General features: G+C 42.2%; 24 protein-coding genes. 6 read left to right on the top strand and 18 right to left on the bottom strand.

Annotated features, from left to right (window positions below; translation table 11 throughout):
• The first annotated feature begins 373 nt into the window (after positions 1-373).
• Genes AB6D93_RS01535 through AB6D93_RS01520 form a run of 4 tightly spaced genes read left to right on the top strand, consistent with a single transcriptional unit; the run spans position 374 to position 4463 of the window.
• A complete protein-coding gene (locus AB6D93_RS01535) occupies positions 374-1540 on the top strand; it encodes an ABC transporter substrate-binding protein (RefSeq protein WP_017068055.1) in 1167 nt (388 codons plus the stop codon).
• A gap of 5 nt (positions 1541-1545) precedes the next feature.
• On the top strand, positions 1546-3246 hold the full coding sequence (locus AB6D93_RS01530; RefSeq protein WP_102333170.1) for an ABC transporter permease: 1701 nt from the start codon (positions 1546-1548) through the stop codon (positions 3244-3246).
• Positions 3212-3862, top strand: coding sequence for an ATP-binding cassette domain-containing protein (locus AB6D93_RS01525; RefSeq protein WP_017065359.1), 651 nt, complete (start codon positions 3212-3214; stop codon positions 3860-3862). Before AB6D93_RS01530 ends, AB6D93_RS01525 begins: the two co-directional genes overlap by 35 nt.
• Positions 3852-4463: a CDP-alcohol phosphatidyltransferase family protein gene (locus tag AB6D93_RS01520; RefSeq protein WP_017065358.1), complete on the top strand. Its 612-nt coding sequence runs from the start codon at positions 3852-3854 to the stop codon at positions 4461-4463. The genes AB6D93_RS01525 and AB6D93_RS01520 overlap by 11 nt, the downstream gene beginning before the upstream one ends.
• A gap of 50 nt (positions 4464-4513) precedes the next feature.
• On the opposite strand, the gene AB6D93_RS01515 is transcribed toward AB6D93_RS01520, so the two are convergent.
• The 18 genes from AB6D93_RS01515 to AB6D93_RS01430 form a co-directional block, all read right to left on the bottom strand.
• Positions 4514-5146 carry an OmpA family protein gene (locus AB6D93_RS01515; RefSeq protein ID WP_017065357.1) on the bottom strand — a complete coding sequence of 211 codons (633 nt, stop codon included), beginning with the start codon at positions 5144-5146 and terminating at the stop codon, positions 4514-4516.
• Between the two features lie 11 nt (positions 5147-5157).
• Positions 5158-6402, bottom strand: coding sequence for a TadE/TadG family type IV pilus assembly protein (locus tag AB6D93_RS01510; protein ID WP_102333169.1), 1245 nt, complete (start codon positions 6400-6402; stop codon positions 5158-5160).
• A gap of 1 nt (position 6403) precedes the next feature.
• Positions 6404-6943, bottom strand: a complete 540-nt coding sequence (tadF, locus tag AB6D93_RS01505) for a tight adherence pilus pseudopilin TadF (RefSeq protein ID WP_102333168.1) — start codon at positions 6941-6943, stop codon at positions 6404-6406.
• Positions 6924-7463: a TadE family protein gene (locus tag AB6D93_RS01500; protein ID WP_017065354.1), complete on the bottom strand. Its 540-nt coding sequence runs from the start codon at positions 7461-7463 to the stop codon at positions 6924-6926. Before AB6D93_RS01500 ends, tadF begins: the two co-directional genes overlap by 20 nt.
• Positions 7464-7471: 8 nt before the next feature.
• A complete protein-coding gene (locus AB6D93_RS01495) occupies positions 7472-8125 on the bottom strand; it encodes a hypothetical protein (protein WP_240799498.1) in 654 nt (217 codons plus the stop codon).
• Positions 8126-8192: 67 nt separating this feature from the next.
• A complete protein-coding gene (locus tag AB6D93_RS01490; protein ID WP_102333166.1) occupies positions 8193-9080 on the bottom strand; it encodes a type II secretion system F family protein in 888 nt (295 codons plus the stop codon).
• Positions 9080-10006: a type II secretion system F family protein gene (locus tag AB6D93_RS01485; RefSeq protein WP_017065351.1), complete on the bottom strand. Its 927-nt coding sequence runs from the start codon at positions 10004-10006 to the stop codon at positions 9080-9082. The genes AB6D93_RS01490 and AB6D93_RS01485 overlap by 1 nt, the downstream gene beginning before the upstream one ends.
• A complete protein-coding gene (locus AB6D93_RS01480; protein ID WP_102333165.1) occupies positions 10003-11283 on the bottom strand; it encodes a CpaF family protein in 1281 nt (426 codons plus the stop codon). Before AB6D93_RS01480 ends, AB6D93_RS01485 begins: the two co-directional genes overlap by 4 nt.
• A complete protein-coding gene (locus AB6D93_RS01475) occupies positions 11283-12518 on the bottom strand; it encodes an AAA family ATPase (RefSeq protein WP_017065756.1) in 1236 nt (411 codons plus the stop codon). The genes AB6D93_RS01480 and AB6D93_RS01475 overlap by 1 nt, the downstream gene beginning before the upstream one ends.
• A gap of 11 nt (positions 12519-12529) precedes the next feature.
• Positions 12530-13036 carry a hypothetical protein gene (locus AB6D93_RS01470; protein ID WP_102333164.1) on the bottom strand — a complete coding sequence of 169 codons (507 nt, stop codon included), beginning with the start codon at positions 13034-13036 and terminating at the stop codon, positions 12530-12532.
• Positions 13033-14331, bottom strand: a complete 1299-nt coding sequence (locus AB6D93_RS01465) for a type II and III secretion system protein family protein (protein WP_017065754.1) — start codon at positions 14329-14331, stop codon at positions 13033-13035. The genes AB6D93_RS01470 and AB6D93_RS01465 overlap by 4 nt, the downstream gene beginning before the upstream one ends.
• A 46-nt stretch (positions 14332-14377) precedes the next feature.
• The gene (gene cpaB, locus AB6D93_RS01460; RefSeq protein WP_017065753.1) at positions 14378-15169 is read right to left on the bottom strand and encodes a Flp pilus assembly protein CpaB; all 792 of its coding nucleotides are present in this window, start codon (positions 15167-15169) and stop codon (positions 14378-14380) included.
• Positions 15170-15179: 10 nt separating this feature from the next.
• Complete coding sequence (locus AB6D93_RS01455; RefSeq protein ID WP_267868947.1) at positions 15180-15620, bottom strand: prepilin peptidase; 441 nt, start codon at positions 15618-15620, stop codon at positions 15180-15182.
• Positions 15621-15625: 5 nt separating this feature from the next.
• The gene (locus tag AB6D93_RS01450; protein ID WP_102333162.1) at positions 15626-15832 is read right to left on the bottom strand and encodes a Flp family type IVb pilin; all 207 of its coding nucleotides are present in this window, start codon (positions 15830-15832) and stop codon (positions 15626-15628) included.
• 442 nt (positions 15833-16274) lie between these two features.
• Positions 16275-17216: a class I SAM-dependent methyltransferase gene (locus AB6D93_RS01445; protein ID WP_102333161.1), complete on the bottom strand. Its 942-nt coding sequence runs from the start codon at positions 17214-17216 to the stop codon at positions 16275-16277.
• Between the two features lie 8 nt (positions 17217-17224).
• On the bottom strand, positions 17225-17923 hold the full coding sequence (locus AB6D93_RS01440) for a TIGR01621 family pseudouridine synthase (protein WP_017060318.1): 699 nt from the start codon (positions 17921-17923) through the stop codon (positions 17225-17227).
• Positions 17924-18100: 177 nt separating this feature from the next.
• Positions 18101-19717 carry a methyl-accepting chemotaxis protein gene (locus tag AB6D93_RS01435; protein ID WP_102333160.1) on the bottom strand — a complete coding sequence of 539 codons (1617 nt, stop codon included), beginning with the start codon at positions 19715-19717 and terminating at the stop codon, positions 18101-18103.
• A gap of 188 nt (positions 19718-19905) precedes the next feature.
• Positions 19906-21339, bottom strand: coding sequence for a sodium-dependent transporter (locus AB6D93_RS01430; protein WP_050546918.1), 1434 nt, complete (start codon positions 21337-21339; stop codon positions 19906-19908).
• Positions 21340-21705: 366 nt separating this feature from the next.
• Between AB6D93_RS01430 and cls the strand changes: the two genes are divergently transcribed.
• A complete protein-coding gene (gene cls / locus AB6D93_RS01425; RefSeq protein WP_017065339.1) occupies positions 21706-23160 on the top strand; it encodes a cardiolipin synthase in 1455 nt (484 codons plus the stop codon).
• 182 nt (positions 23161-23342) lie between these two features.
• Complete coding sequence (locus AB6D93_RS01420; protein ID WP_102333159.1) at positions 23343-24527, top strand: cystathionine beta-lyase; 1185 nt, start codon at positions 23343-23345, stop codon at positions 24525-24527.
• Positions 24528-24643 lie beyond the last annotated feature (116 nt).

Here is a 24643-nt window from a genome sequence, read left to right as displayed (position 1 = left end):
TCAGCTTGCCCTCACTACTTCTTCAAAATTGACACTCATCGCCGACTTTTCGTACCAGCCTCCAATAAACCTCAAAAATCTCTCATTTAGATGCAATAAATTCAACGGTTCAGCGGTCTGTTGCTAGGATGGCAAAAGCCTAGAGTCTGTCGAGTTTTCGAGGTGATTACAGATCGAACAAAACTCAACCGAGAACTCCCTGCTTGTTCTCAAGTAATTGATTGAATTTACTGTTGAATTAGAATTTATTTCAGAAACAGATAGAATAACTATTAGGGCATGTTGATCTTTCGTTAACCACGAAGGGTCAACACGACCTAGGGAGTTTGAAAATACAATGCTCTTGCCCGTTCACTACCAAATGGAAAAGTTTATGAACAATATAGTAAGTACGTTAGGAATCATGGCAACCGTTGCATACAGCGCAACCATTTATGCTGATGAAGCAACATCCATCGACAGCTGGAACCAAATAGAACAGCAGGCAGAGGGAGAAACTGTCTACTTTCACGCTTGGGGCGGAAGCCAAGAGATCAATCGTTACCTACAGTGGGCAGGCAAGAAATTACAAAGTGACTACGGTGTCACGTTAAAGCATGTGAAAGTGACCGATATTGCGGAAACCACCACTCGACTGCTTGCTGAAAAAGCGGCAGGAAAGAACAGTGAAGGCAGCGTCGATATCGTCTGGATTAATGGCGAGAACTTCCGTTCGATGAAAGACAACGCGCTATTGTTTGGGCCATTTACGGAATCACTTCCAAATTGGCAGTATGTCGATAAGTCTCTGCCAATTGATGTCGATTTCTCAGAGCCGACAGAAGGCTTAGAAGCACCGTGGGGCGTGGGACAACTGGTGTTCATTCATGACCAAGAAACACTTCACAACCCGCCACAATCATTCTCTGAGATGTTAAGCTACGCTCAGGCTTTCCCGAACCGCTTAAGCTACCCTCGCCCACCAGAGTTTCATGGCACGAGCTTCATTAAGTCACTACTGATTGAACTAACAAACAATAACCCTGCGCTGGCTCAGCCGGTTTCAGAAGACAACTTCCAAGAAGTAACGGCACCACTGTGGGCTTACTTAGATAAATTCCATAAAGTGGCGTGGCGCGGTGGAAAGCAGTTCCCAGCAGGCACATCGGAAAGCATCCAACTTCTGGATGACGGACAGATCGATCTCGCGATTACGTTTAATCCAAACTCTGTTTATTCAGCACAAGCCAGTGGTCGCTTAGCCGAAACCACTAAGGCTTATGCTCTAGAAAGCGGCGCTCTATCTAACATTCACTTCCTTGCGATTCCTTGGAACGCCAATGCAACCGCGGGTGCTCAAGTGACCATTAACTTCTTACTGAGCCCTGAAGCACAGTCTCGCAAGGGGGACCTCAATGTTTGGGGCGATCCTTCGGTTCTGAGCAGCAAGTACCTCACTGGCAGCGCTAAAAACACCCAGCAATTTAAATCGGTTGATGAACCACACCCTAGCTGGCAAAACGCGCTCGAGAAAGAGTGGCTTAAGCGATACGGTAACTAGTCTTCATGCTACGCGCTCTATATTTTGTTGTTATAGCTGTATGCATTATCCCGACCATTCCTGGGGTAGCGGGAGTCGTGGCTTCGTCACTGAGTTTCATCCCGCCCCTTGGTTTAGAGGAGCCGACACTCAACGGTTTTAGCCAAGTCTTTCAATGGGAAGGGGCTTGGCACTCTATTGGCTTAAGCCTAGGTTCAGCAATTGCAAGCAGCTATATAGCCTGCTTCCTGACCTTTTGTATTCTTCAAGCCTCTTGGGGAAACAAGTTTTGGAGAAAGATTGAGTTTACGCTATCGCCAATGCTTGCCATTCCACATGTAGCTTTCGCTATCGGCTTTGCTTTTCTGTTTAGTCCAACGGGGCTTGGCGCAAGAGCGGTACATCACTTGCTCGGCGAATCGGCTACCAGCTCTGAATTGGCGTTATTGGTGAAAGACCCATACGCGTTCGGCTTAATTATTATGCTCGCACTCAAAGAAGTCCCCTTCTTATTGCTGATGAGCATTTCGATACTTCAGCAAATTGATGTAGAGCGTATCACCAAGGTCAGTGCATCGCTCGGTTACAGCCGCGCTCAGATCTGGTGGAAATGTATTTTCCCACAATGGTTTACTAAGCTTCGTTTCCCAATGCTGGCGGTACTCGCTTACAGTGTCTCGGTTGTCGATATTGCTTTGATCATAGGCCCAACCAACCCGCCGACCTTTGCCGTTTTGGTATGGCAATGGTTCAACGATCCGGATCTTAACCTACTTCCGCGAGCTGCTGCTGGTGCCATCGTTTTGTTTGGTTTAGCTTCGTTGATCATCGCCTTGGCGCGTTTAGTTGAATGGGCGGTTCTTAAGTACTTTCGAACTTGGCAGTATTCCGGAAGAACAGGGGCAAACCTTCCGGGGAAAACGGTATTCACTGTCCTTGCTAGCCTTTCACTGCTGATCATTCCTTTAATGGTAATTTGGAGCGTTGCTCAGCGTTGGCGCTTCCCTGATTTACTGCCGAGCCGCTACAGCACGCGCTTCTGGGAGTTCGAGTGGGAAGGCATCATGAGCACCGTTGGTCAAAGCTTATGGATTGGTCTGATTGCTGCTTCAATCGCTTTGTTGCTTGCGCTGGTTGCTCACGAATACAGAATCAAATACAAGTGGCAAGTTCCGGGCTTCATTATCGCTATTCCAATGCTAATACCACAGCTTTCAGTGTTGTTTGGTATGCAAGTCACGACCCTCTACATCGGCAGTAGTGCCTATGAGTTCTGGGTGATTTGGGCGCATGTTTTCTTTGCTTTCCCGTTCGTGTATCTGTCTTTGGATGGCCCGTGGAAAAGCTTCAATGATGGGTTGATTAAAGCCTCGCTGAGCCTAGGTAAATCGCCATTTCAGAGTTGGTATTCGATCAAACTACCAATCTTGCTTCCTGCGATTGCCTTTGCTTTGGCGGTCGGGATCAGCGTGAGTTTGGCCCAATACCTTCCAACATTAATGCTCGGCGCGGGCCGTATTAGCACGATCACCACAGAAGCCGTTGCACTTACCAGTGGTTTCGACCGCAGGGTGACAGCAATCTATGCCATTTGGCAGGCCCTATTGCCTCTGTTCTTTTTCTCTTTAGCGATATTAGTCAGCCGACTTCAACTCAGATATCGCCGTCTTACTTTTAAAGGTTTCCTAAGTAATGAGTCTGTACCTCAACGACCTCGCCATCCGTAAAACCGATGGAGATTCGCTGTTCTCAGCGCTAAACGTCACATTAGAATCTGGCCAAATACTGGCTTTGATGGGGCCGAGTGGCTGCGGAAAGTCGACCTTACTGGATGCGATTGCTGGTCACTTAAGTGAAGAGTTTTCGTACTCTGGCACCGTTGTGTTGAACAATATTCAGCTCGACGAGCTTCCATCACATCAGCGTGAAGTCGGTATTTTGTTTCAAGATGACTTGTTGTTTCCGCACCTCAAAGTATGGGAAAACTTGGCCTTTTCGTTACCGAACTCTGTTAAAGGTTCCGCTCGCCAAAAACAAGCAATGGCTGCACTAAAAGACATAGAGCTAACTCACTTAGCTGAATCTTTCCCGGATCAAATATCCGGCGGTCAACGCGCAAGAATAAGCTTGACTCGTATGCTGTTAGCCAAGCCTAAACTCGCCCTGCTTGACGAACCGTTCAGTAAGTTAGACCAAGAGCTCAGAGCACAATTTCGCGATTGGGTCTTCGAACAGCTGACCAAAGCGAATATCCCTACATTAATGGTCACGCACGACGAAGCCGATGTACCTCAAGGGGCAGAAGTACTGTCTTGGCCATGGAGAAGTAACCATGCTGGATAAGTACTCCATTAAGGTCATTAAGTGGCCATTAAATCAGTCTGCTAAATTACTAAACCAATTGGGTATCACGGCCAATCAAACCACGTTATTCGGATTTCTGATTGGGTGTTTAGCGTTTCCAGCGTTGGCATTTCAACAATATGAGTGGGCGTTAGGCTTCATTGTGTTTAATAGAGTATGTGATGGGCTTGATGGAGCCTTGGCTCGAATCCAAGGCATTAGTGATGCGGGCGGTTTCCTCGATATCAGCCTAGATTTCCTATTCTACTCGCTGATCCCTTTTGGATTTGTCATTGCCAACCCAGAACACAACGCCATTGCCGGTGCGTTTTTGATCTTCTCTTTTATCGGCACAGGCAGCAGCTTTTTAGCGTTTGCGGTTATGGCAGGCAAGCGAGGCATCGAAAACCCAGTCTATAAGCATAAGTCTCTGTACTACATGTCAGGGCTAACCGAAGGCACTGAAACCATCGCTTGTTTCATCGCGTTCTGTATTTGGCCTCAACATTTTGCGGTTATCGCTTACACCTTTGGTGCGGCATGTTGGCTAACCACGTTCATGCGTATTTATTTTGGGTTCCAGACTCTCAAAATAAATTAGGACACCAAAAAAGGATACAATCGATAATTGTATCCTTTATTTTGTTGAATCTAATTTACCATCACATCGACACGTCGGTTATTCGCTCTTCCCTGACTTGTGGAGTTAGTGTCTACAGGTGCTAATTCGCCACTCGATAAAATGCTAATTCCTTCAACCCCTTTTGATTGAAGATAAAACGCTACTGAATTCGCACGCTGTTCTCCAAGTGCTAGATTGTAATCAGAACTTCCTACGCTGTCAGTATGACCTTCGAGCAAAAACTTACTACTAGACAACGATGCTAACTTTACAATTTTATCCAGAATATAGAGAGAAGAGTCTGTTAACTGAGACCGGTCGAAAGAAAAGTAAACTTTTGCCAAAGGATCGTCTTGCCTTCCATTTTCTAACTGACCGTTAAGGATTAGAAACTCGCTACAACCTTCGCTGACGCCGACCTCACCAATCAAAAACTGACGCAAATCTTTATTAAGTTCGTGTTTACTCGTCGTTTCAAGCATGCTGAAAGGTCCAGCATTTGGGATAATAGAGATAGGTTCTCCCACTCTAACAGAGCGCTCAATGTCCATCCCTTCTTTTGCACAATACTCGTTAAACATGACTTCTTTCTCTTTGGCTATACTCCCCGCGCTATACACGAAGAAGAAAAGAGCGATAAATAAATACTTTAGTGGATTCATGAACTTTCCTACTACTTAATATGTCCAATTTCTTCTGAAATTAGGTTTAGAATAATTTCCAACAGTTCTTCTGGGTTGGAGGCATCGTAAACATTACTTTCACCAACACAGTCAGCTAAAGCTCTATTGTCATTAACATCATAAGTGAAGCCAATTAAAGCGAGCTGTGCCGTCACTGGCCGCCCAGAAACAGTTCTATCAGAGCTCAGCCCGTCGATAATTTCAGTACACATCCCTTCCTCCACCAAAGCGCTAGCCATATCCGAATCACTGTCGTCTCCATCAGAAAGTATAACGATCAACCGCCGTGGGTTTGGTTTATTTGTCGCTTTTAAGATTTGCGCTGCTCGCATAATACCTTGATAAGAAGCTGTACCTCCATCAGGTGAAAAACTTTTAATATCATCGTCAATACTGTCTAAATCAGACGTCAGTGGGGTGGTATAATAATCATAATTAGCAACATAATCACAACGCTCATCGGATTCTTTTACTTGCCATAAATCTTCAACTGTATTTTTCGCACTCTGTTTATCGCTCCACCCGAACACGATTTGGTTTGAATAATATATTTTTCTTTTACTCCTACTACCATTACACCGACGACCAACCCCATCGACCGAATATGCGGCAAAAGGAACTAAGGCAACCTTATTAAGCTCATCGGGTGAGGCGCTTTCTTGGTTAAATTTATCCAACTCAACGAGCACGTTCGAAATAATATCTTGTACCTCTTGATATTTTCTCTTTGTACCCCACCAATAATCCATTGAACCTGAAAAGTCTGTCACGAATGCAATATCAATGGAGTCACCTTGATATTTTCTCGCTGTACCAGCATGACTTACAGAATACTTTTCATCTAAGCCGACAAAGTTTTCGTTACCGGGAAACCAAGATTCATGCGTGGTAGTTATAGAAATATCATACTGACTATACCTCGCACCGCCTTCGCATTGAGTTTGATCCGTCAACTGACACTCCGTCCTAACGATATTCATAGGCACATTTGTTTCTTTATCTCGTATATAGGCATCTACATATAAACGAGCTAGTGCAGTATTATGCTGTGAACTTGTGCTATTTTGCGCAGAAAGTGCGAGTGCAGCTACTTCAGCAGCATCTCCCAGACGAGCACGATTTTGTATAGCTCTGGCACCATCGATTCCTAATGCAAACAAACCGTAAAAGCCGGGGATGAGTAAAGCAAATAGTATCGCAGCATGTCCTTTCTGTTTGTTTAACGACTGACGCATACTACCTACCCATCATGACAGAAGAAGATTGAACCGTTGTGAAGTCGGTCTCGAATAACTCACCAGCCCAATTATCTGTTTTATAACAGAGAGTTACTCGATACAACGTAGCTCTTCTTCCCCATGACGTCATCATAGATAATGCTTGAAGACCCTGAATGGTTTCTGTCAAGGTACAGCCTCCACCGCGCTTGACCGTCGTAGTATTTGAGTTGCCATTTAAGTCAAAACTTAGCATTTCGAATGTACCTGACAAATTAGCTTGGCTGTAATTTCCGGTAGTACGTTCCAAAGAGTTTCTCGCTACCTTATATAGTGCTTTGGCATCATCCGTTGTTAAAGTGTTATCATTCTTACCATACAATTGAGTTCTTTCTTTTAGCACATTCACAAGAGAATAAGACAAACGGTCCAACTTCCCTTGTATTGATAGCTTTATAATGACGTCTCCCGTCAATATTAAGAGTGTTGCAAAAACAACACCTAGTAATGCAAATTCAACAGAGAACGTTCCTGTCTGTCTATATCTTAAATTGATCACGCTCGTACTCCTGAATCACGATAACTTCACGTGAGAATAAAGTCTCTGTGTCAATTAAAAACGACAACATAGGTTTAAAGTCATAATCAATTCGATATACAGCCATGACACTATTCACAGGCTCCCCACATTCCAACTCATATAAACTGTCATCTTCAATTTCACACTCTCCTTTATATGATGACAAAGCCTGAATATCATCCAAATATTGAATGGAAAGCCTGAATTTATTAGGGTCAATCATCTCTCCCCAAAGAGATCCCTGTGCTTGAATCGAATTTTTAAATGACTGCATAAAATCAGTAGTAGAGCCTGATTCACCTCTAGTGCTAGAATCTTGAATAACAACTTTTGCATCTCTTACTGACTCGGAGATTGCATAGTCACTTACCGAGGACACATAAGACATGTAGCCCATCTCAGCCCAAGTAATACACATCAACCAAAACGCCATAAATGACAAAGCAAACTCGATAGATGCAATGCCCAAGTGCTTTTTTCTATTGTTCGTTTTTCGCATAAAACCACCTATATTATGGGCGAGTTTACAGACTGGCTACTTTTGATATCATTTATGATCTGAAATGACTCTTTTTCTGAATAACGACTAGCTAGGATTTTTTTCGCTGAATCTATTTGATTAATTTTCACTAAAGAGAAGACAAGATTAGTCTCGATTTTCTCATTACTTGCCCCTTTAATATAGATAGGCAGAAGCAGAGAAGCTGCATGTTCAAAATCCCCCTCAAGCATAGAAACCATCGCTAAGTTATTCTTGATTTTCACATCATCAACAAAGTGCTCTCTAGATCGTTCAAAATAGTACTTCGACTTTTTTATATAACCTAAATACGCATAGGTTATGCCTAATTGATTCTCAATTTCAGGGTTGTTTTTATCTAATTCATTTGCCCTCAGAAGGCACAATTCAGCCTTTCTAATATTACCGATCTCAAACAATGCGTTGCACTCAACAACGATTGCTTTTACATTCGAATCTTTTTCTCTGACACGAGTTATCACAAATAAGCTAGATTCATAATCAACATTATTCGCGTATGCTTCTGCTAGCTTTATCCTAGTTGAATCACTTTCTTTAATTTTCAATTGACCTTTATAATAAGCTATTAATTTTGGATAGTTATTCGTTTCGATTAATATTGATTCTTTGGATTCGGACAATTTACTATCCAAACTACTGTTAGCACACCCAAAAACAAAATAAGATAAAATTATCACTATTACTATTTTATACATTGGCCATAACTCTCATTATCCCCGGAGCCGTAATCAGAATAACGATCGGCATCATAATAAATAGGATTAGTGGAATAGACATTTTTGCTGCTAGTTTACCGATTTTCTCTTCGACTCCTAACATGTTAACTTCTCTTATATCTGAAGCGAGAGTCGTAAGCACATCAAAGATTGAAGACCCATACTTTAGGCTTTGTTTTAGAGTCATAATAAAGCTTCTTACCTCAGGAGTGGGTATCCGATTATAAAACTCATCTAGCGCTATATCCAAAGTTACTATTTTAGTACGTTCATTGATTTTATTTAGTTGATAGGATAAATCCTTGTCAAACCCTTCCATCTCATGCGACAAATAACTCATAGCTGACTCCAAAGTCATTCCTGTTTGGATACAAATAGCCATCAGATCCAGAAGATATGGTAATTGATTCGATATTTTTCGTCTTAATGCTTTTTGCCTTACCGCTAAGTAACTGTCAGGTGCAATGACACACAAAACAAGCCAAATGGCCAGCATTGCAATAATTTGGTTAAGTATAAATTCAAACCTAGATAGCAATATGTAAATAATAACGCATCCTAAAAAGGCCACAACATACTTGGTTAGCATGTAATACTGCGAGATATTAGAATTATAAATCCCCGCGTCATCTAACTTTTTATCAATATCATCTTTTGACGATGTTAAAGTCGATGACAGGTTATCAAACAGATTATCTAAACCTTCTCCTTTCCTCACCTCGGCTTTAGGTTCATCGAAAAGTGAAAATTTATTAAGCATTCTTCGCCGACCTATCTCGGTGTATACCTTAAAAAATAGATAGGATAAACACGCGAATAGCAGAACAAGAAAGACAAAAATTAACGTTTGCGTTTGCATTACTTTTCTACACTTTTCATTAGGGACCAAACAATGAGCAAACCAATAAACTCACTAGCCAGAACATAATAAAGAATCGGCTTGCCCGCAGGGTCATTCATTACAAAGTCAAAATTTTGCGGGCTGATAAATTGCATGAAAAACATAAAGCCTATAGGTATAGCCGAAACAATTTTCGCAGACATTCGAGCTTCTGAAGTCATCGCCATCTTTTTCTTTTCAATAGATCTAGAATCAAACATTAAGCGATTCAACCTATTAATAACTTGTTTTAACTGTCCACCCCTCTGCATATTTGCTCTAAGAGTAATAACAAAAAAGTAAAAAGCAGGATAAGGGAAGCGTTGAATCGACTTTCTAAATACAGAGTCTACCGATTCTCCTACCTGTAAGCGCTCCCCCATTTTCTTAAATTCTTTCCCCACTTCACCTTCTAGGGTTTTACCTACGTAAATAATCGCATGAGTAATACTCTCTCCGGAGCTTACTGCACTTGCCAGCATACTCAAAGCATCGGGGAATGCTTCTTCAAAACGTCTTTGTTCGCGATTCTGCAACCATTGATAACCTATGAATAGACCAATAATAACCAATGAAAGTGTTACTATTTGACCATCCACTTTAATCATTTTCTGATTAAGTACACTGCTAAAAACAATAAGAAAACCTAAGTACCCTAATAGTTTTATCATGGCGTATTGACCAAGCTGACGAACTACATTATCAAACTTACTTTTGCATTTTTGAACCAAAGTTTGACTTGATAGAGCATTCAAATTTACAGCTTGCTGAGATTCGTCAATAGATTCTATATAGAGCGTTTTATTAGCTTCCATTAAATACTGGTGACGTTCTTTTTTTGTGGATGGCCAAAACGCTATAAGCATTACAGCTCCGCCAAATATCAAAGCTAACCAATAAATCACGCTGGCTCTCCAACCCTAAATGCACTATTGAGCTGCTCTTCTAAACCAAAAAATTTTGCCTTCTCGACCAGAACGGAACGTTGCATCATACCGGCGGTAACATACCGACCAGAGACCTTGCCTGATTCACTTTGAATCATCGGCTGAAATTTAAATATTTCCTCTAGCACTACATTCGAACCTTCAATACCAACCACTTCCGTAATGCTCATCACTTTCCGGCTACCGTCGTGGAGGCGGCTAATCTGTATGACAAGATCGACTGCGCTTACAATAGTTCTGCGTATTGCTTCCAATGGAAGGCTACTTGTAGCCATCATGATCATAGCCTCTACTCGAGCAATCGCGTCTCTAGGTGTATTCGCGTGTAAAGTAGACATGGAACCATCGTGGCCGGTATTCATAGCTTGAAGCATTTCAAATGCTTCTCCACCACGACACTCACCCATGATTATTCGGTCCGGCCTCATACGAAGTGAGTTAATAACGAGATCTCGTTGTGTAATTGCACCGGTACCTTCAATACCTGCTGTTCGAGTTTCCAATCGAACGACATGGGGTTGAAGAAGCCTCAGTTCAGCTGCATCTTCTATGGTAACAATCCGCTCCTTCTCAGAAATATATTGAGATAACGCGTTTAGCATCGTCGTCTTCCCCGAGCCTGTACCGCCTGAAATTAATATATTCAACCTACAACGAGAAGCAATCATAAGCACTTTCGCCATCTCAGGACTCATCGCCCCAAAATCCACTAACTGCCCTAGGTCTATACTCTGTTTTTTGAACTTACGGATAGAGACGGATGTACCATCAATCGCGATGGGAGGTGTAACAATATTAACGCGGCTACCATCCGGCAAGCGTGCATCGCAAGTCGGTGATGAATCATCGACACGGCGACCAATTCGACTAGCAATGCGCTTTGCTATTTGTAGAAGCTGAGCCTCGTCAATAAAACTTACAGGTGCTTTTTCAACAATGCCGTTTCTTTCGAAAAACACATTGTTGTAGCCATTAATCATGATGTCACTAATAGAGTCATCATCCATCAGCTTTTGCAGTGGGCCTAGACCGTGTAATTCATCAACCAGACTTCGAACATATTCATTCTTGACAACAGTCGCAACAGAAAAGCTGTGAGTTTCAATTAGCATTTCAACCGCGCTAGTCAACTGCTTGCTTAGAGCCTCCTTCGACAATGAATGGACAGCTTCAGCGTCTAGAGCTTCAAATATTTGGTTACGGATAGCTATGTAGTTAGATTTAGCTTGATCCATTATTTAAACCTCTTAAAGAGCTTTTTCAGCAGCGAGGCATCAGTATTACTAGCGTTCTCGCCTAGAAGCATTGACGTTAATCGATTTAAGCTTTGACTAATAGGAAGACCCAGTTGATAAATATGTTTACCTTCTAAAACCATCTTGCCAACTTGAATCTCGTTGGGACAAACCACATCAACATTTCGACCTAAGAACTGTTTGATTTCATCTAAGGAAATTGTTGCCGATTTTTCCACCATCGTATAATTAACAACAACGATACATCGAGCTCTTGAGTTTAGGTATTCCAATGAAGCTAATACACGCTTTGTTTCGCGGACACTTGATATAGTCGGTTCTAAAACCAATGTAATAATGTCATTATTTTCAGCGATATACTTTAGGTCAGTTTTAGTATTAGAAGAACGCGATAAATCCTCTAAAATAAAGTTATATTGCCCAGCCAATTGTTTGGACATAGCACGAGCATATTCTTTGAGCTCAAGTTCATTTAAGTCTTCTGACTCAACAGCTAAAACAGCTAGCATGCTATTAACTTTTTTAAGCATGCTACTAGCATAACTCACGTCTAAATCAGTAGTGAGCGCGCCTGGAGCGACAGACTTTTTCTGAAACTGCTTTTCACCAAGGAAAATATCAAGGTTTCCACCTCGGAAGTCATGATCCACAATAAGGCAGGTACTTTTCTTTTTCGCACTGAGTTCATAAGCTATTTCAGCCGTTAACATTGTGGCTCCTACACCACCCTTTGTTCCCCAAACCGCAACTTTTTTTGCAGTCCTGTCCTTACCTAAACCGCTATTCTTCTTTCTATTATTATCAACATTTCGAACAAAATCGATTAATTCAGTCTTAGAGATAGGCCAAAATACGTAATAAAATCCCATCTCTTTTAGGTTACGTATAGTCGAAATGGCATCTTCACTACCAACGACAATAACTGACGCACTATTCGGTAATAAATGACTGATACGCTTCATATCTTCAGTGACGCTTTCAGTCACATTCAACTCTACGATAGCAATTTCGACATTAACTTCACGTACGTGTTGTTTGATGTTTTCATCTGAATTATTAAGCATTGACGGAGGAACAATTCCTTCAAAACGAAAAGCTTCTTCAACAAGATCAATACATTCTTGTGTTTGGTGGAACAATACAGACGTTATCTGTTCTTGCACCACGACTTTTTCTTCTACTTTTGTTTTTAAAATATCTACAAGATCAAACATGTCATCACCGTCTATCGCACACTATTTAGCATTTTTTCAGGGTTAACCATGGACTGCCATCTTGCATTATCAGCATAGCATCCGGTTTCTCCATATCCAAAGCGACCTATCGATTCATAGGTACAAACCTTCGTTACAGTTTTGTGTTGGGTGTAGCGTAATGTTAAATCAAATAGGTGTTCGTTAGGCATATCAGTTCGTTCTAAGAAAATCAGCTTACTGTTAACTCCTTTATTTCTCATATACTCAGCCGCAAGGTCTGCTAGTTGCTTTCCTTGCTGTGTGTGCCAGACTAATTGGCTACCTTTCTCAATCAGTACATCAAGATTTTCATCAATAAGTTCAAATACTTCTACTTTTGTTTGACCTGTTTTCTTTATGATAAACGAGTATGTATGTTCAACGGGTATGACTTCAATCGACTGACCGCGCCTTTCTTGGACCTTTTCCGCACATCCACTCGAAACGACAACAAGTACACCGACAAATAGAGCCTTTAAATGCATTTTAATAATCATTTTTGGAATCCTCCTGAAGCCAACACTTCCTGAGTCCAAATCGAGCTCGCTTGCTCATATTGATTTTCGATAACGAAAAAACGCTCCAAAGTTGTTGTCTTTCTCATCGTAGGCAGTTGTATTTGGTTAGGTTCGATTGGCTTCACTAAATTCACAGTTGCGACGATTACCAATTCTGTTTTACTTCGCTCAGTTCCCGTATTTCTAAATAAGGCTCCCAACACAGGGATTTCGCTTACGAATGGGACCTTGCTCAATGACTCTTTGTCTTCAGTACTCAGTAGGCCACCTAAAACGAAGCTTTTCCCATCACCAAGTTGTACTGTTGTTCTAGCTCGACGTGTTTTTAGTGCTGGCAGGTCGTACGTTTCATTACTGTATTGAGTGTCCAATGAACTGACTTCCGGCATTAGGGCCAACGTGATTTTATCGTCATCGTGAACTTTGGCTGCCAACTCTAAACGAATACCAAATTCTTTGTATTCAACATTGGTTGTGCCATCGACAACAGTAACAACGGGAAGCTCACCACCAACTAAAAAGCTCGCCGTTTCACCAGAAATAACCGAAAGGTTTGGTTCAGCTAGGATTTGACCTACCGTATCGTTACCAATCGCAGTGATCACAGAGACAATGTCAGAAGCACTAAAGCTCGTCAGCTTGTCGACAAAAACACCAGCCCCGGCACCTTCACTTCCATAGCTCACACCAAATTCTTCAAGAAATGAATGTGATACCTCTGCAATTGACAGCTTCACATTTACTTGTTTTACCGTCGAAACTTCGATGTTGTTTACAACCCCTTCGAAATAGTTGCGTTTCATAAATAGTATTTCTTGAGTTTCGTCGTCACCGAGGTCCCACTCTAGCTTGTACTCTTCTTTTGATTTTTCCAAAAGAGTACCAACTAACTCATTAATTTTGTCGCGTTCGCTTTCGGTTGCAACAACTCCGGATAAAACAACTTGTTCCCCAATATTTGCTGCGATGACTTGCGCATTTGGGTGTAATATTTGTATTTGTTGTTGAATATGGTCGAGACTCGGATTAACCCAGATCTTCCGAGAAGCCAATGTTTTACCCTCTTCACCATAAATAGCTAACGATGCTCGCCCAAGTTTTTTTCCGAAGACAACCACTTTACGTTCATCTATTACTTGATAATCCGCAATTTCAGGGTCAGAAATAAAAACTGATTGGATATCAGCTAGAACCGTAATAGTTTGCATCCCACCTTTAGATAAATTTGTGATGGATTGAGCAAATCCTGAGAATGATAGAGTGCTGGCAAACATACAAAGTAGCCATTTAAAATATGTTAAACGCATAGTAACCTAAGCTTTAATTTACAACGATTTGATTTGCTCTAAACTCAACGATCGATTTAAAGCCCGGTAAAACATCTCCTGCATCTGCTTGCAAGTCTGATTTTTGGTATTCACCAATCGATTTATGAACTTCCAATGACGAAATATGTTTGGCAATTGTTAATTTAGCGACTTGGTTGCGAGTCAGTTCAACAATCAATCGGATTTCAGTCGATTCAGGTAAGGTTCTGCTTGCTTCAATAAGCTGCTTATTGACTTGAAGGACTTTAACTCCCATAACTATAGGGGTCACAGATACCGAGTTCTTGCGGTTGCTTGATGTTTCCACTAACAAAGTATCTGGCGTCGAAATAGAAAGTATATCGACCAAAGTGCCTTGCGTTATGATTCCACCAATGACTGATTCGGCTTCCGTTTTAATTGCATATGGAACGCGATTTGGTGCAATAACCAATTCTACGTAACCATCTTGCTCAGGATTAATTATTAGTTCAGGGAATACCACTGAATTTTCGATAATATTTTGTCGATAGACAGAGCCTGGAGCAAAGTCTAAATCAATGTCGCTTACGACACCTTTTGTGTTTGCTTCGTTTTCAGGAATACGTTGTAGCTTTAGTTGGCTGCGCTCAACATGTTGACCTTTTGTTACATTTTCTAAAAGTGTCCATACCTGGACCGTCACTTCTTCTTTTTCTTTGATCGTTGTCGACTCATGATCTTGTTTCGATAAGCTACCAGCCAAACCATATAAGCCAAATAATATAGCGATGACTGCCATACCAAGAATGATGTTTTTTTTCACTTTGTTGACCTTATAACGAGGCTAGCACACCTAAATAACTGCCAATACAAATAGGAACGCCATAAGGAACTCCTCTTTGCTTTGTTTCTTCTATATTGGTTAATCGCCCATATACGTAATACACCACTGATAATAAGCCACCGATACATACTATTAAGAACAATATCGGCCATAAATAATCAGGTCTGATGGCGAATGAGTAAACTGCTAATAACTTTGTATCACCAGCACCAAGGATAGACAATTGGTTGAGAACCACACCAATAACAACAATGCTTAAAGCGTAAAGTAATGAGATGGATTCCCCATACAACAAAAAAAAAGGGAAGACCACTATCAATACAAGAATACATTCCAGGTTTGAAATCGTTCTATTTTTAACGTCTTTATACATTATAATTAGAGAAATGGTGGCTAAGATAATTAACCACCAGGATTCAATTCCTCGCAAATCGATTAAGGAGTTGGAGTTGCAGCTGTTAATGTATCTTTAATATTATCAAAAATAAGCCCTAACTGCGCACCAAGTGGCGTGACAGCAGTACCAACAACGATTGCAATAGCCGCAGCAATTAGACCATATTCAATAGCTGTAACACCTTGCTCGTTATTTTTGTAGTTTTCTAGCACGATTTTGGTGTTAACGAATAGTTTTGTAAGCATAGTTAATTTTCCATGTAGTTTGATTGTTTTCATACGGAATTTCACCCCGTAAAGAAAGTTAGCAAAATATTACTCATTTATATGATTACAGACAAATTATTTATAGTTTATAATTGCCGGAAAATAAGTATTTAAAATGAACCAACATCAAATAAAACCATTAAATTAATAACACTCAAATCAATAGGGGTTAATTTATGATCAGGGCAAGTCTAAAATGCGCACAATAAGTTACCAAGCACACATAAACCAGGTGTATATGACTAAGGTTTGACCAAGTTTTAATTGTTACTGATATGAGACACCCATCACAAAAAAACAACACGTGAGCTCTAAAATAAAATTAAGTAGGGTGATAGCTCTAAACTTTTGCTTCGAAGAAAAATAAGCCCCACCCTAAATTTAGGGTGGGGCTTATTTTTCACTATCGAATCAAGATATATCAATTAAGTTTTTGAAATCTCAGAACCTTTAGGCTTGAATCAAGGTCGACATCGACAAACTCAGGCGGGTTGTCCAGACGCTCAATGAATTCAACGCTTGGTGCTTCTTCTGCCATCGTCTCAATCAGGAAGTTTGGTGAGACTGCTGGTGAGTTCACACACGCAATCACTTCACCGCCTTCAGTTAGAAGTTCAGGCAAACGACGTAAGATTTTTTTGTAATCTTTGGTTAGAGCAAAGCTGCCTTTTTGGAACGAAGGTGGATCGATGATAACGAGCTCGTAAGGACCGCCCTTCTTGATTTTTCCCCACGACTTAAAAATATCGTAGCCAAGGAAGTTAACCGAGCGCATATCGTGATCATTCAGACGGTGGTTATCGCGGCCTTTATTCAACGAGCCACGAGACATGTCCACGTTCATGCATTGACGAGCGCCACCAGCGATAGCCGCGACAGAGAAACCACAAGTGTATGCGAACAGGTTAAGAACATTCTTATCCTTAGCATTATCTTGTACCCACTGGCGACCATTACGCATGTCTAGGAACAAACCAAAGTTCTGATTACGGCCAATGTCTAATTGGTACTTCAGACCATGCTCAACCACAACCGGAGAGTCATTCAACTCACCCCATAGAACCTCTGAAGGCGCACCATCGGCATAACGGTGTTGCAGAACAATGCTTGTGCCCTGCTTTGATTGCCAGATATCTCTGTTAGTGAGTTCAACCAATCCAGCTTTGAGAGATGACAAGAATTCGTCGTCTACTTCTTTGAACACGTTAACCAGTAGCTGTCCATCAACCCAATCACATGTCAGTTGCTCTAGACCAGGCCAAAACTTACCGCGCCCGTGGAAAATACGGCGTAGTTCGTTTGGTACTTCATTAAGTTGCTGTTCAATATGACTAAAAAACAGAGGTAAAGCTGATGCTTCCATTATTTCACTCACTTAGTGTTTAGCTTTGGCCAAGTTAATGACCAAGGTTCAAGCCAACTGTCCAAACCGTTCGACACGGTTTCTTGATGCCACTTCTCACCCAAGGAGTTTAGGCTTCTTGGATCGCAGACATATTCGTAGGCTTGTGATTGATAGGCAAATCGAATCGCGAAGGCATGCAGATAACCTCTGTCAGCCTCACTCGATGGATTATAAATAGGGTCACCAACAATGGCTGAGCCGATCGACTTCATCGCGACACGGATCTGGTGAGTTCGCCCCGTATAGGGTTTGCATAACAGCAGACGCTCACCGGGTTCAGCCGTTGCTGATAAAAACTGAGTAATCGCAGGGTTCTCTTTGGATGTCAGAAGTTTCCAACTTGAGCGTCGTGAGCGCTCCATGTCTCCTGAGATCAAACCTTGCTTTTTCTTTGGCTTCTTAGAACCGATCGCAAGGTAGTATTTCTCTACTTCACGCTTTGCAAATAGCTGTGAAAGCTCGCTCGCCGCCGACGCATTTTTTGCCAGCAGCAGAATGCCCGAAGTCATTTTATCTAGTCGATGAACGAGATACAGCTTAGGCTCATTAATTGCCTTAGCAACTTCTTGAAGCAACATGGTATCGCCATCGTCTTTGTGGACGCTGACTCCAGGGTGCTTATTGATAAGTAAAAAATCAGAGTGGTTCAGAAGAATATCGAACATTAAAGGCTAGCTCCATTGTAGAACGTGGAGTATACCGCGTCTGAACCCAGATTCCAGCTACGAAAAAGCCCAACTCACTCAATAAATATTGAATCGTTGGGCTTCTTTTCAGCAACTAGCGAGCAGTGCGTGGTCTTTACTCGATTACCAATAGGTAAATAGAACCAAGCTACCGCTTTACGCCAGTTTAAACTTACCAACTAATGCTTCTAGCTCAGCAACCTTAGCGTTCAAGCCTGATGTATTTTCGGAGCTACGAGTTGCTAGCTGCAGAGATTGCTCAGAGATATCGCTAATCGCGGTAATGTCCGCTGCAATTTCTTTGGTCACAGCCGTCTGTTCTTCTGCCGCAGTCGCAATAGAGTTAACCATGCTTTGTACATTGCCCGCACCGCTCACAATCGCTTCTAGAGCCGAAACAGCACCTGAGCTTTGCTCAACACCAATCTCAACTAAACGACAGTTATCTTGAGTGTAAGTCACCGCTTCTTGAGTGCCCGATTGAATCGATTGAATGATGCCCGAGACTTCTCGTGTCGCTTTGGTTGTTCTTTCTGCTAGCGCTCGCACTTCATCGGCTACCACAGCAAAACCACGACCAAACTCGCCTGCACGTGCCGCTTCAATTGCAGCGTTAAGAGCTAACAGGTTAGTTTGCTCAGCAATGTCTTCGATTACCTTGATAACGCTACCAATCTGCTCACCGTGAGAACCTAGAGTATTCATTTGCAACGACATATCGCTCATTTGAGTCGACACTTGTTGAATACTCGCCACCATCTCAACAATCACGTTGCGGCCATCTTCTGCAGAGGTTTCTGAGCGACGTGCTTCTTCATAAGTTGAAGTACCTTGCTGCGCCACTTCAGAAATGGTCAAGCTTAGCTCTTCAGCAGCCGTTGCAATCAAGTTAGCTTTGTCTGCTTGAGCTGATGCACCAGTAACGATGTCTTGGCTAATAGAAGAGAGCTCCCCTGTAACCGATTGGACTTGGTGAGTCACAGACGAGATTGAACCTAATAGGTCTACTAGTGATTTCTGCATCTGGTTAATCGACTTAGCCAGTTCAGCCAATTCATCACCAGAATCATCAATAATGTCGCCTGCCGTTAGGTCACCATTTGCTACACGTCGTGCTACTTGTTCTACACGAGTAAGACGATTGGTAATAGAGCTAGACAATAGATACGCAATCACACAACCAAAGACAATCGCAATAGCAGACAACACCATGATAGTGCGCTCGATGGTAGTAAACGTGTCGGTTAGTGTCAGTAGTGACTGTTCTGTATCTGCGCGCTCACTTGCTGACGCTTGATCCAGTAAGTTCTCAATAGGGATAAGATTGCTCTCATACAAAGATCGTAGCTGTTGAATATTGGCTAGTAGCGCAGCTTCATCATTGATCTTCGGCACAAGCTTTGATTCAAACTCTTGAGTGAAACGCCCCATCAGGTCTTCAATTCGCTGAATACGGCGGTGGTCTTCCGAACCTCTACTCTCCAAACGCTTAGCCTGCTCGATAGCTTGAGCAAATTCGTTCTTGCTGGTTCGATAATCATTGAGTGCGTTATCAACCAGTGTAATTGCACCAAGCGCATCTCGGTATACATCACCCGCTTCATCAATCAGTACCAGGTAGGTAACAGTACCCGGAACATCGTCCATTCTAATTTCATCTGCGCTCTGGTGCGCGCCGATAACTTCTATCCATACAATACTGACTAACGTAACAAGCACCGCCAATATAGAGCCAAAACCGGCATACAGTTTCTTTCTCACTGACAATTTCACACAACACCTACCTAAATTAAATACCGATCAAAAATTCTTGATATTCAATATATCGGCTAGGTGACGGATAACTTTAGTGAATGTAATGTTTTATTTTTTGATAAGAATTAAGTATTTGAATAAAAAAACGGGAGCCATTGGCTCCCGTTTCTTAACTTACTTTAGCTCGCGATTGTAGCTTCTTAAAACTATAGCTTCTTAGAGATAAGCGCAGAGCCAGCAATAATACCAATACCTAGTAGCATGATTGCACCTTTACCGCTGTCGAAGCCAGAAGAGATACCCATGAATGCAACGATTGCGATAGCTACTGGGATGATGTACTTAACTAGCGTGTACCATAGACCGAATAGTGGGAAAGATACTTCACCATCGTTAGTGATTTCTTTCTCTAGGTCAGCACGGTTTAGTCTCCAACCAGCGAAGATACATACCAACATACCGCCAACCGCTAGGAAAATCTTATCCGTTAGTAGGTCGAAAATGTCGAACGCGCCAGTATCAAACAGTGTTGGACCGAAGCCGCCAAGTGATAGAGAAGCGAAGATACATAGAATCGCCATTACAACACTTGCAGACAGTACCGCTGTTACACGCTTCATGCCTTTCTCATCGATTAGGTAAGAAACCACAACTTCAAGTAGAGATACTGAAGATGTTAGTGCCGCAACACTCAAACCAACGAAGAACATAAGAGCAAATAGAAGACCAACTACGCCGCCCATTTCAGCGAATAGCTGAGGAACAACAACGAATACTAAACCAGGGCCCGCTGCAGGTTCCATACCGAACGCGAACATTGCAGGGAACATTGCAACACCAGCTAGAATAGCAACACCAGTATCCATTGCGGTTACCATTGCTGTTGTCTGAACTAGGTTCTCTTTCTTCTTAAGGTAAGAACCGTATGTCATCATACAACCCATACCAAGACTTAGAGAGAAGAATGCTTGACCTAGAGCGGCTAGGATTACATTGCTGTCTACTTTAGAGAAGTCAGGACTGAATAGGAACTCAAGACCAGCCATCGCGCCCGGAAGCATAATGCCTTTGATTGATACTACAATAAGGATAATGAAAAGAAGCGGCATCAGGATCTTACCTGCTTTCTCAATACCACCAGAGATACCTTTCATAACGATAACAACGTTAAGTAGTAGGTATAAGCCCATCCACATTAGTGGTTGAACTGGGTTTGAGATAAAGCCACCAAAGCTATCACCAATTGCTTCTGGTGCGTCTAGAAGACCACCTGCAATTTTACCGATGTATGCGATTGACCAACCGCCTACTACTGGGTAGAAACCCATGATAAGTAGACCACTGAATACGCCGATAACGCCAGCGAACGTCCAACGACGGTCAGTTGTTTTAAATGCACCTACTGCTGATTTTTGCGTATGACGGCCAATCGCAAATTCAGTCAGCATGACACTGAAACCAATAAAAATTACAAAAAACAGGTAAATGGCAACGAATGCACCACCGCCACTTTCGCCTGCTGTGTATGGGAATTTCCAAATGTTACCTAAGCCAACAGCAGAACCTGCTGCAGCCATTACGAATCCTAACTTCGAACCCCAGGTATCGCGGGGTGTTGTGGTTGTATTACTAGTAGCCACGTGTACTCCAAACTTTTGTGTTATGTGATGTTGTGTTTTGCTTTGGGTGGCGTCTTTAAAAGGAAGGTGTATAAATAAATTTACACACCTAAAAGATTTGATTGACGCTCGTTGTCTAGCAAGTAAACCAGTTTAAGAATAAAATTGGAAGAGCATACCGTACAAATTTCGTTAAAGATGTAAATTTTTATGGTTAAATGCCGACTTTTCATACAAAACAATCGTTTTCTTCTTAAGTTGACCAAAACTTAACAACTTTAACCTATTTACATCTTTTGCTCTATTTTGTAAATAGTTGAATCCTTAAATTCCCATATCCGTTAAATAGCATTACTATCTAAGTGTCTCTTTTTTCGAGTATTCAATGTGGATAAGCTTTATCATTTTTTAACTTTGGCCTCTGTTGTTTTGTACTGGGTTCTCGTAGCCGGTGTGACGTTTCGTGTTGTACTAAAACGACGCTCTGTCAGCGTTTCTCTTGCTTGGCTAATGGTTATCTACATTATCCCGATTGTTGGTGTAGCTTGTTACTTCCTTTTTGGTGAGCTAAACCTAGGCAGAAAAAGGGCTGAACGCGCTCATCGTATGTTTACCCCTTTCGGCGACTGGTTCCGTCAATTGAATGATTGCCAACTTCACCAACCAGGGAAAGTCGGCTCCCCTATCCATAAGATTGACGAGCTTTGTAACAATCGAATGGGCATCCCTGCACTCAGTGGAAACACTCTATCGCTGCAATCTTCACCAAACGAGATCCTACACGCAATTATCGAAGATATAGAAAATGCACAAACCAGTATCAAGATGGTTTTCTATATTTGGCATCCAGGTGGCCTGACCGATTCGGTTGCCTCTGCGCTGATTCGCGCTGCAAAACGTGGCGTAGATGTTAAAGTTTTGCTCGATTCAGCCGGTAGCCCTCGCTTTTTCAAAAGCCACTGGCAGTCAATGATGAAGGACGCAGGCGTTCAAGTCGTACAAGCACTAGAAGTGAGCCCATGGCGTATTTTCTTACGTCGCCTAGATTTAAGACAACACCGCAAAATCATTGTGATTGACGAGACTATCGCCTATACGGGTTCAATGAACATGGTCGATCCTGCTCACTTCAAACAAAGTTCCGGCGTTGGTCAGTGGATTGATGTAATGGTCAGAGTGACTGGGCCAACCGTTAATGTGTTATCCGCTATTCATGGCTGGGATTGGGAAGTTGAGACTGGTGAACGCATTCTCCCTGATATACCTGAATGCCCAGTTGAAGAAATCATGACACATCATCCGGTTCAAGTAGTGCCGTCTGGCCCTGGCATGCCGGAATATTTGATCTTACAAGTACTGACCATCGCCATCAATCAAGCGAATCATTCTGTACGTATTACTACACCTTATTTTGTGCCAAGTGCTGACTTACTCGAAACACTTAAGATGACAGCTCAACGCGGCGTAACTGTAGAACTGATCATTCCACACAATAACGATTCACTAATGGTTAAATGGGCTTCTCGTGCGTTTTATACCGAGTTGCTTGAAGCTGGCGTGAAGATCTATGAATTTTACGGTGGCCTTCTTCATACCAAATCGGTAGTGATCGATGAAGAGTTTTGCTTGATCGGAACCGTCAATATCGACATGCGCAGTTTGTGGCTCAACTTTGAAGTGACTCTGGCTGTGGATGATGTGCATTTCACGCAAAAACTGTCTGAGCTGCAGAAATCTTATATCGCTTCATCCCACTCTGTAGAGTTAGAACAGTGGGAGCAAAGAAACCTTAGTAATCGCTTCTTTGAGAGGCTGTTCTACTTGTTCAACCCACTCCTATAATTCCAGCAATGAGTCGATTATGGCTCGTTGTTTCCCCATCGATCATTTTTAACCTTTCACTGTTAACTGAGTGAAAGGTTAAAAATCGTAAGAAAAGCGCAAAAATCCCCGCTCCGCTCTTGCTTTGAACACTCTTGGCATGTTTTAAATAGGACATAACCGATTGATAAGGAATTCACAGCATGTCCGAGAACAAAACCACTAAACTTATCACTGCAGGTCGTGATAAGAAGTGGACCAATGGTGTTGTTAACCCACCAGTACAACGCGCTTCAACTGTCGTATTTAACTCAGTAGAAGAGAAGCGTAAAGCTACGATTAACCGCGCTAACAAGACCCTTTTTTACGGACGTCGTGGAACCAACACTCATTTTGCCTTCCAAGATGCGATGGTTGAAGTAGAAGGCGGCGCGGGTTGTGCACTGTACCCGTGTGGTACAGCAGCAATTTCGAATGCCATTCTCTCTTTTGTAGAAACAGGTGATCATATTTTAATGGTTGACACCTGCTACGAACCTACTCGTGATTTCTGTGACACCATCATGAAAAAGATGGGGGTAGAGACAACTTACTACGAGCCAACGATTGGTGAAGGTATCCAAGACCTTATCAAGCCAAACACTAAGGTGCTGTTTACTGAGTCTCCAGGCTCTGTCACCATGGAAGTGCAGGATATTCCAACACTAGCGCGTATCGCTCATGAACATGACATCATCGTTATGCTAGACAATACTTGGGCGGCTGGCGTGAACTTCTCACCGTTTGATTTTGGTGTTGATATCTCGATTCAAGCAGCGACCAAATACATCGTGGGTCACTCTGATGTGATGCTAGGTACGGCAGTCGCCAATGAGAAATGCTGGGATCAACTAAGAGAGCAAAGTTACTTGATGGGGCAATGTGTCTCACCTGATGATGCTTATTTAGGGCTTCGCGGCATTCGTACTCTTGATGTGCGTCTACGCCAACACGCAGAAAGCAGCTTGAAGGTCGCAAAATGGTTAGAGACTCGTCCTGAAGTTAACCACGTTCGTCACCCTGCTCTTGAGTCTTGCCCAGGCCATGAATTCTTCAAACGAGATTTTACTGGCGGTAATGGCTTGTTCTCTTTTGTACTAAACAACTCTAATATCAAAGCGACGACAGCGTTACTTGATGGAATGACACATTTTAGTATGGGTTACTCTTGGGGTGGATTTGAAAGTTTGATTCTAGCTAACGAACCAAGCAGTTTTGACAGCTTGAGAACTGTTGCCAATCCTCATTTCGAAGGTACCTTGATACGTGTTCATATTGGGTTAGAAGATGTTGATGACCTGATTGCTGATCTAGAGGCGGGATTAGAACGTTATAGCGCTCTGATTTAATCTGAGACGATAGGTCTAATATGCAAAAAAGGCAGGATATTCCTGCCTTTTTCTGTTTAAATGTCCCGTCCTGAAATGTGTTTACACATTGAGGACGAATTATGGCTACTTCAAAT

Source organism: Vibrio sp. 10N.247.310.23, from assembly GCF_041467155.1.
In the GTDB taxonomy this organism is placed as follows: domain Bacteria; phylum Pseudomonadota; class Gammaproteobacteria; order Enterobacterales; family Vibrionaceae; genus Vibrio; species Vibrio crassostreae_C.
The sequence above is the reverse complement of the archived record's forward strand: the minus strand, read 5'-3'. Positions and strand labels throughout refer to the sequence as shown.

Bases quoted from the DNA above. Each gene is read 5' to 3' on its own strand.
- AB6D93_RS01525 (WP_017065359.1), top strand. From the start codon at position 3,212: ATGAGTCTGTACCTCAACGACCTCGCCATCCGTAAAACCGATGGAGAT.
- AB6D93_RS01450 (WP_102333162.1), bottom strand. From the start codon at position 15,832: ATGCTTACAAAACTATTCGTTAACACCAAAATCGTGCTAGAAAACTAC.
- AB6D93_RS01420 (WP_102333159.1), top strand. From the start codon at position 23,343: ATGTCCGAGAACAAAACCACTAAACTTATCACTGCAGGTCGTGATAAG.
- AB6D93_RS01515 (WP_017065357.1), bottom strand. From the start codon at position 5,146: ATGAATCCACTAAAGTATTTATTTATCGCTCTTTTCTTCTTCGTGTAT.
- AB6D93_RS01530 (WP_102333170.1), top strand. From the start codon at position 1,546: ATGCTACGCGCTCTATATTTTGTTGTTATAGCTGTATGCATTATCCCG.
- AB6D93_RS01470 (WP_102333164.1), bottom strand. From the start codon at position 13,036: ATGATTATTAAAATGCATTTAAAGGCTCTATTTGTCGGTGTACTTGTT.
- AB6D93_RS01520 (WP_017065358.1), top strand. From the start codon at position 3,852: ATGCTGGATAAGTACTCCATTAAGGTCATTAAGTGGCCATTAAATCAG.
- AB6D93_RS01490 (WP_102333166.1), bottom strand. From the start codon at position 9,080: ATGCAAACGCAAACGTTAATTTTTGTCTTTCTTGTTCTGCTATTCGCG.
- AB6D93_RS01465 (WP_017065754.1), bottom strand. From the start codon at position 14,331: ATGTTTGCCAGCACTCTATCATTCTCAGGATTTGCTCAATCCATCACA.
- AB6D93_RS01440 (WP_017060318.1), bottom strand. From the start codon at position 17,923: ATGTTCGATATTCTTCTGAACCACTCTGATTTTTTACTTATCAATAAG.
- AB6D93_RS01445 (WP_102333161.1), bottom strand. From the start codon at position 17,216: ATGGAAGCATCAGCTTTACCTCTGTTTTTTAGTCATATTGAACAGCAA.
- AB6D93_RS01500 (WP_017065354.1), bottom strand. From the start codon at position 7,463: ATGCGAAAAACGAACAATAGAAAAAAGCACTTGGGCATTGCATCTATC.
- AB6D93_RS01475 (WP_017065756.1), bottom strand. From the start codon at position 12,518: ATGTTTGATCTTGTAGATATTTTAAAAACAAAAGTAGAAGAAAAAGTC.
- AB6D93_RS01535 (WP_017068055.1), top strand. From the start codon at position 374: ATGAACAATATAGTAAGTACGTTAGGAATCATGGCAACCGTTGCATAC.
- AB6D93_RS01510 (WP_102333169.1), bottom strand. From the start codon at position 6,402: ATGCGTCAGTCGTTAAACAAACAGAAAGGACATGCTGCGATACTATTT.
- AB6D93_RS01480 (WP_102333165.1), bottom strand. From the start codon at position 11,283: ATGGATCAAGCTAAATCTAACTACATAGCTATCCGTAACCAAATATTT.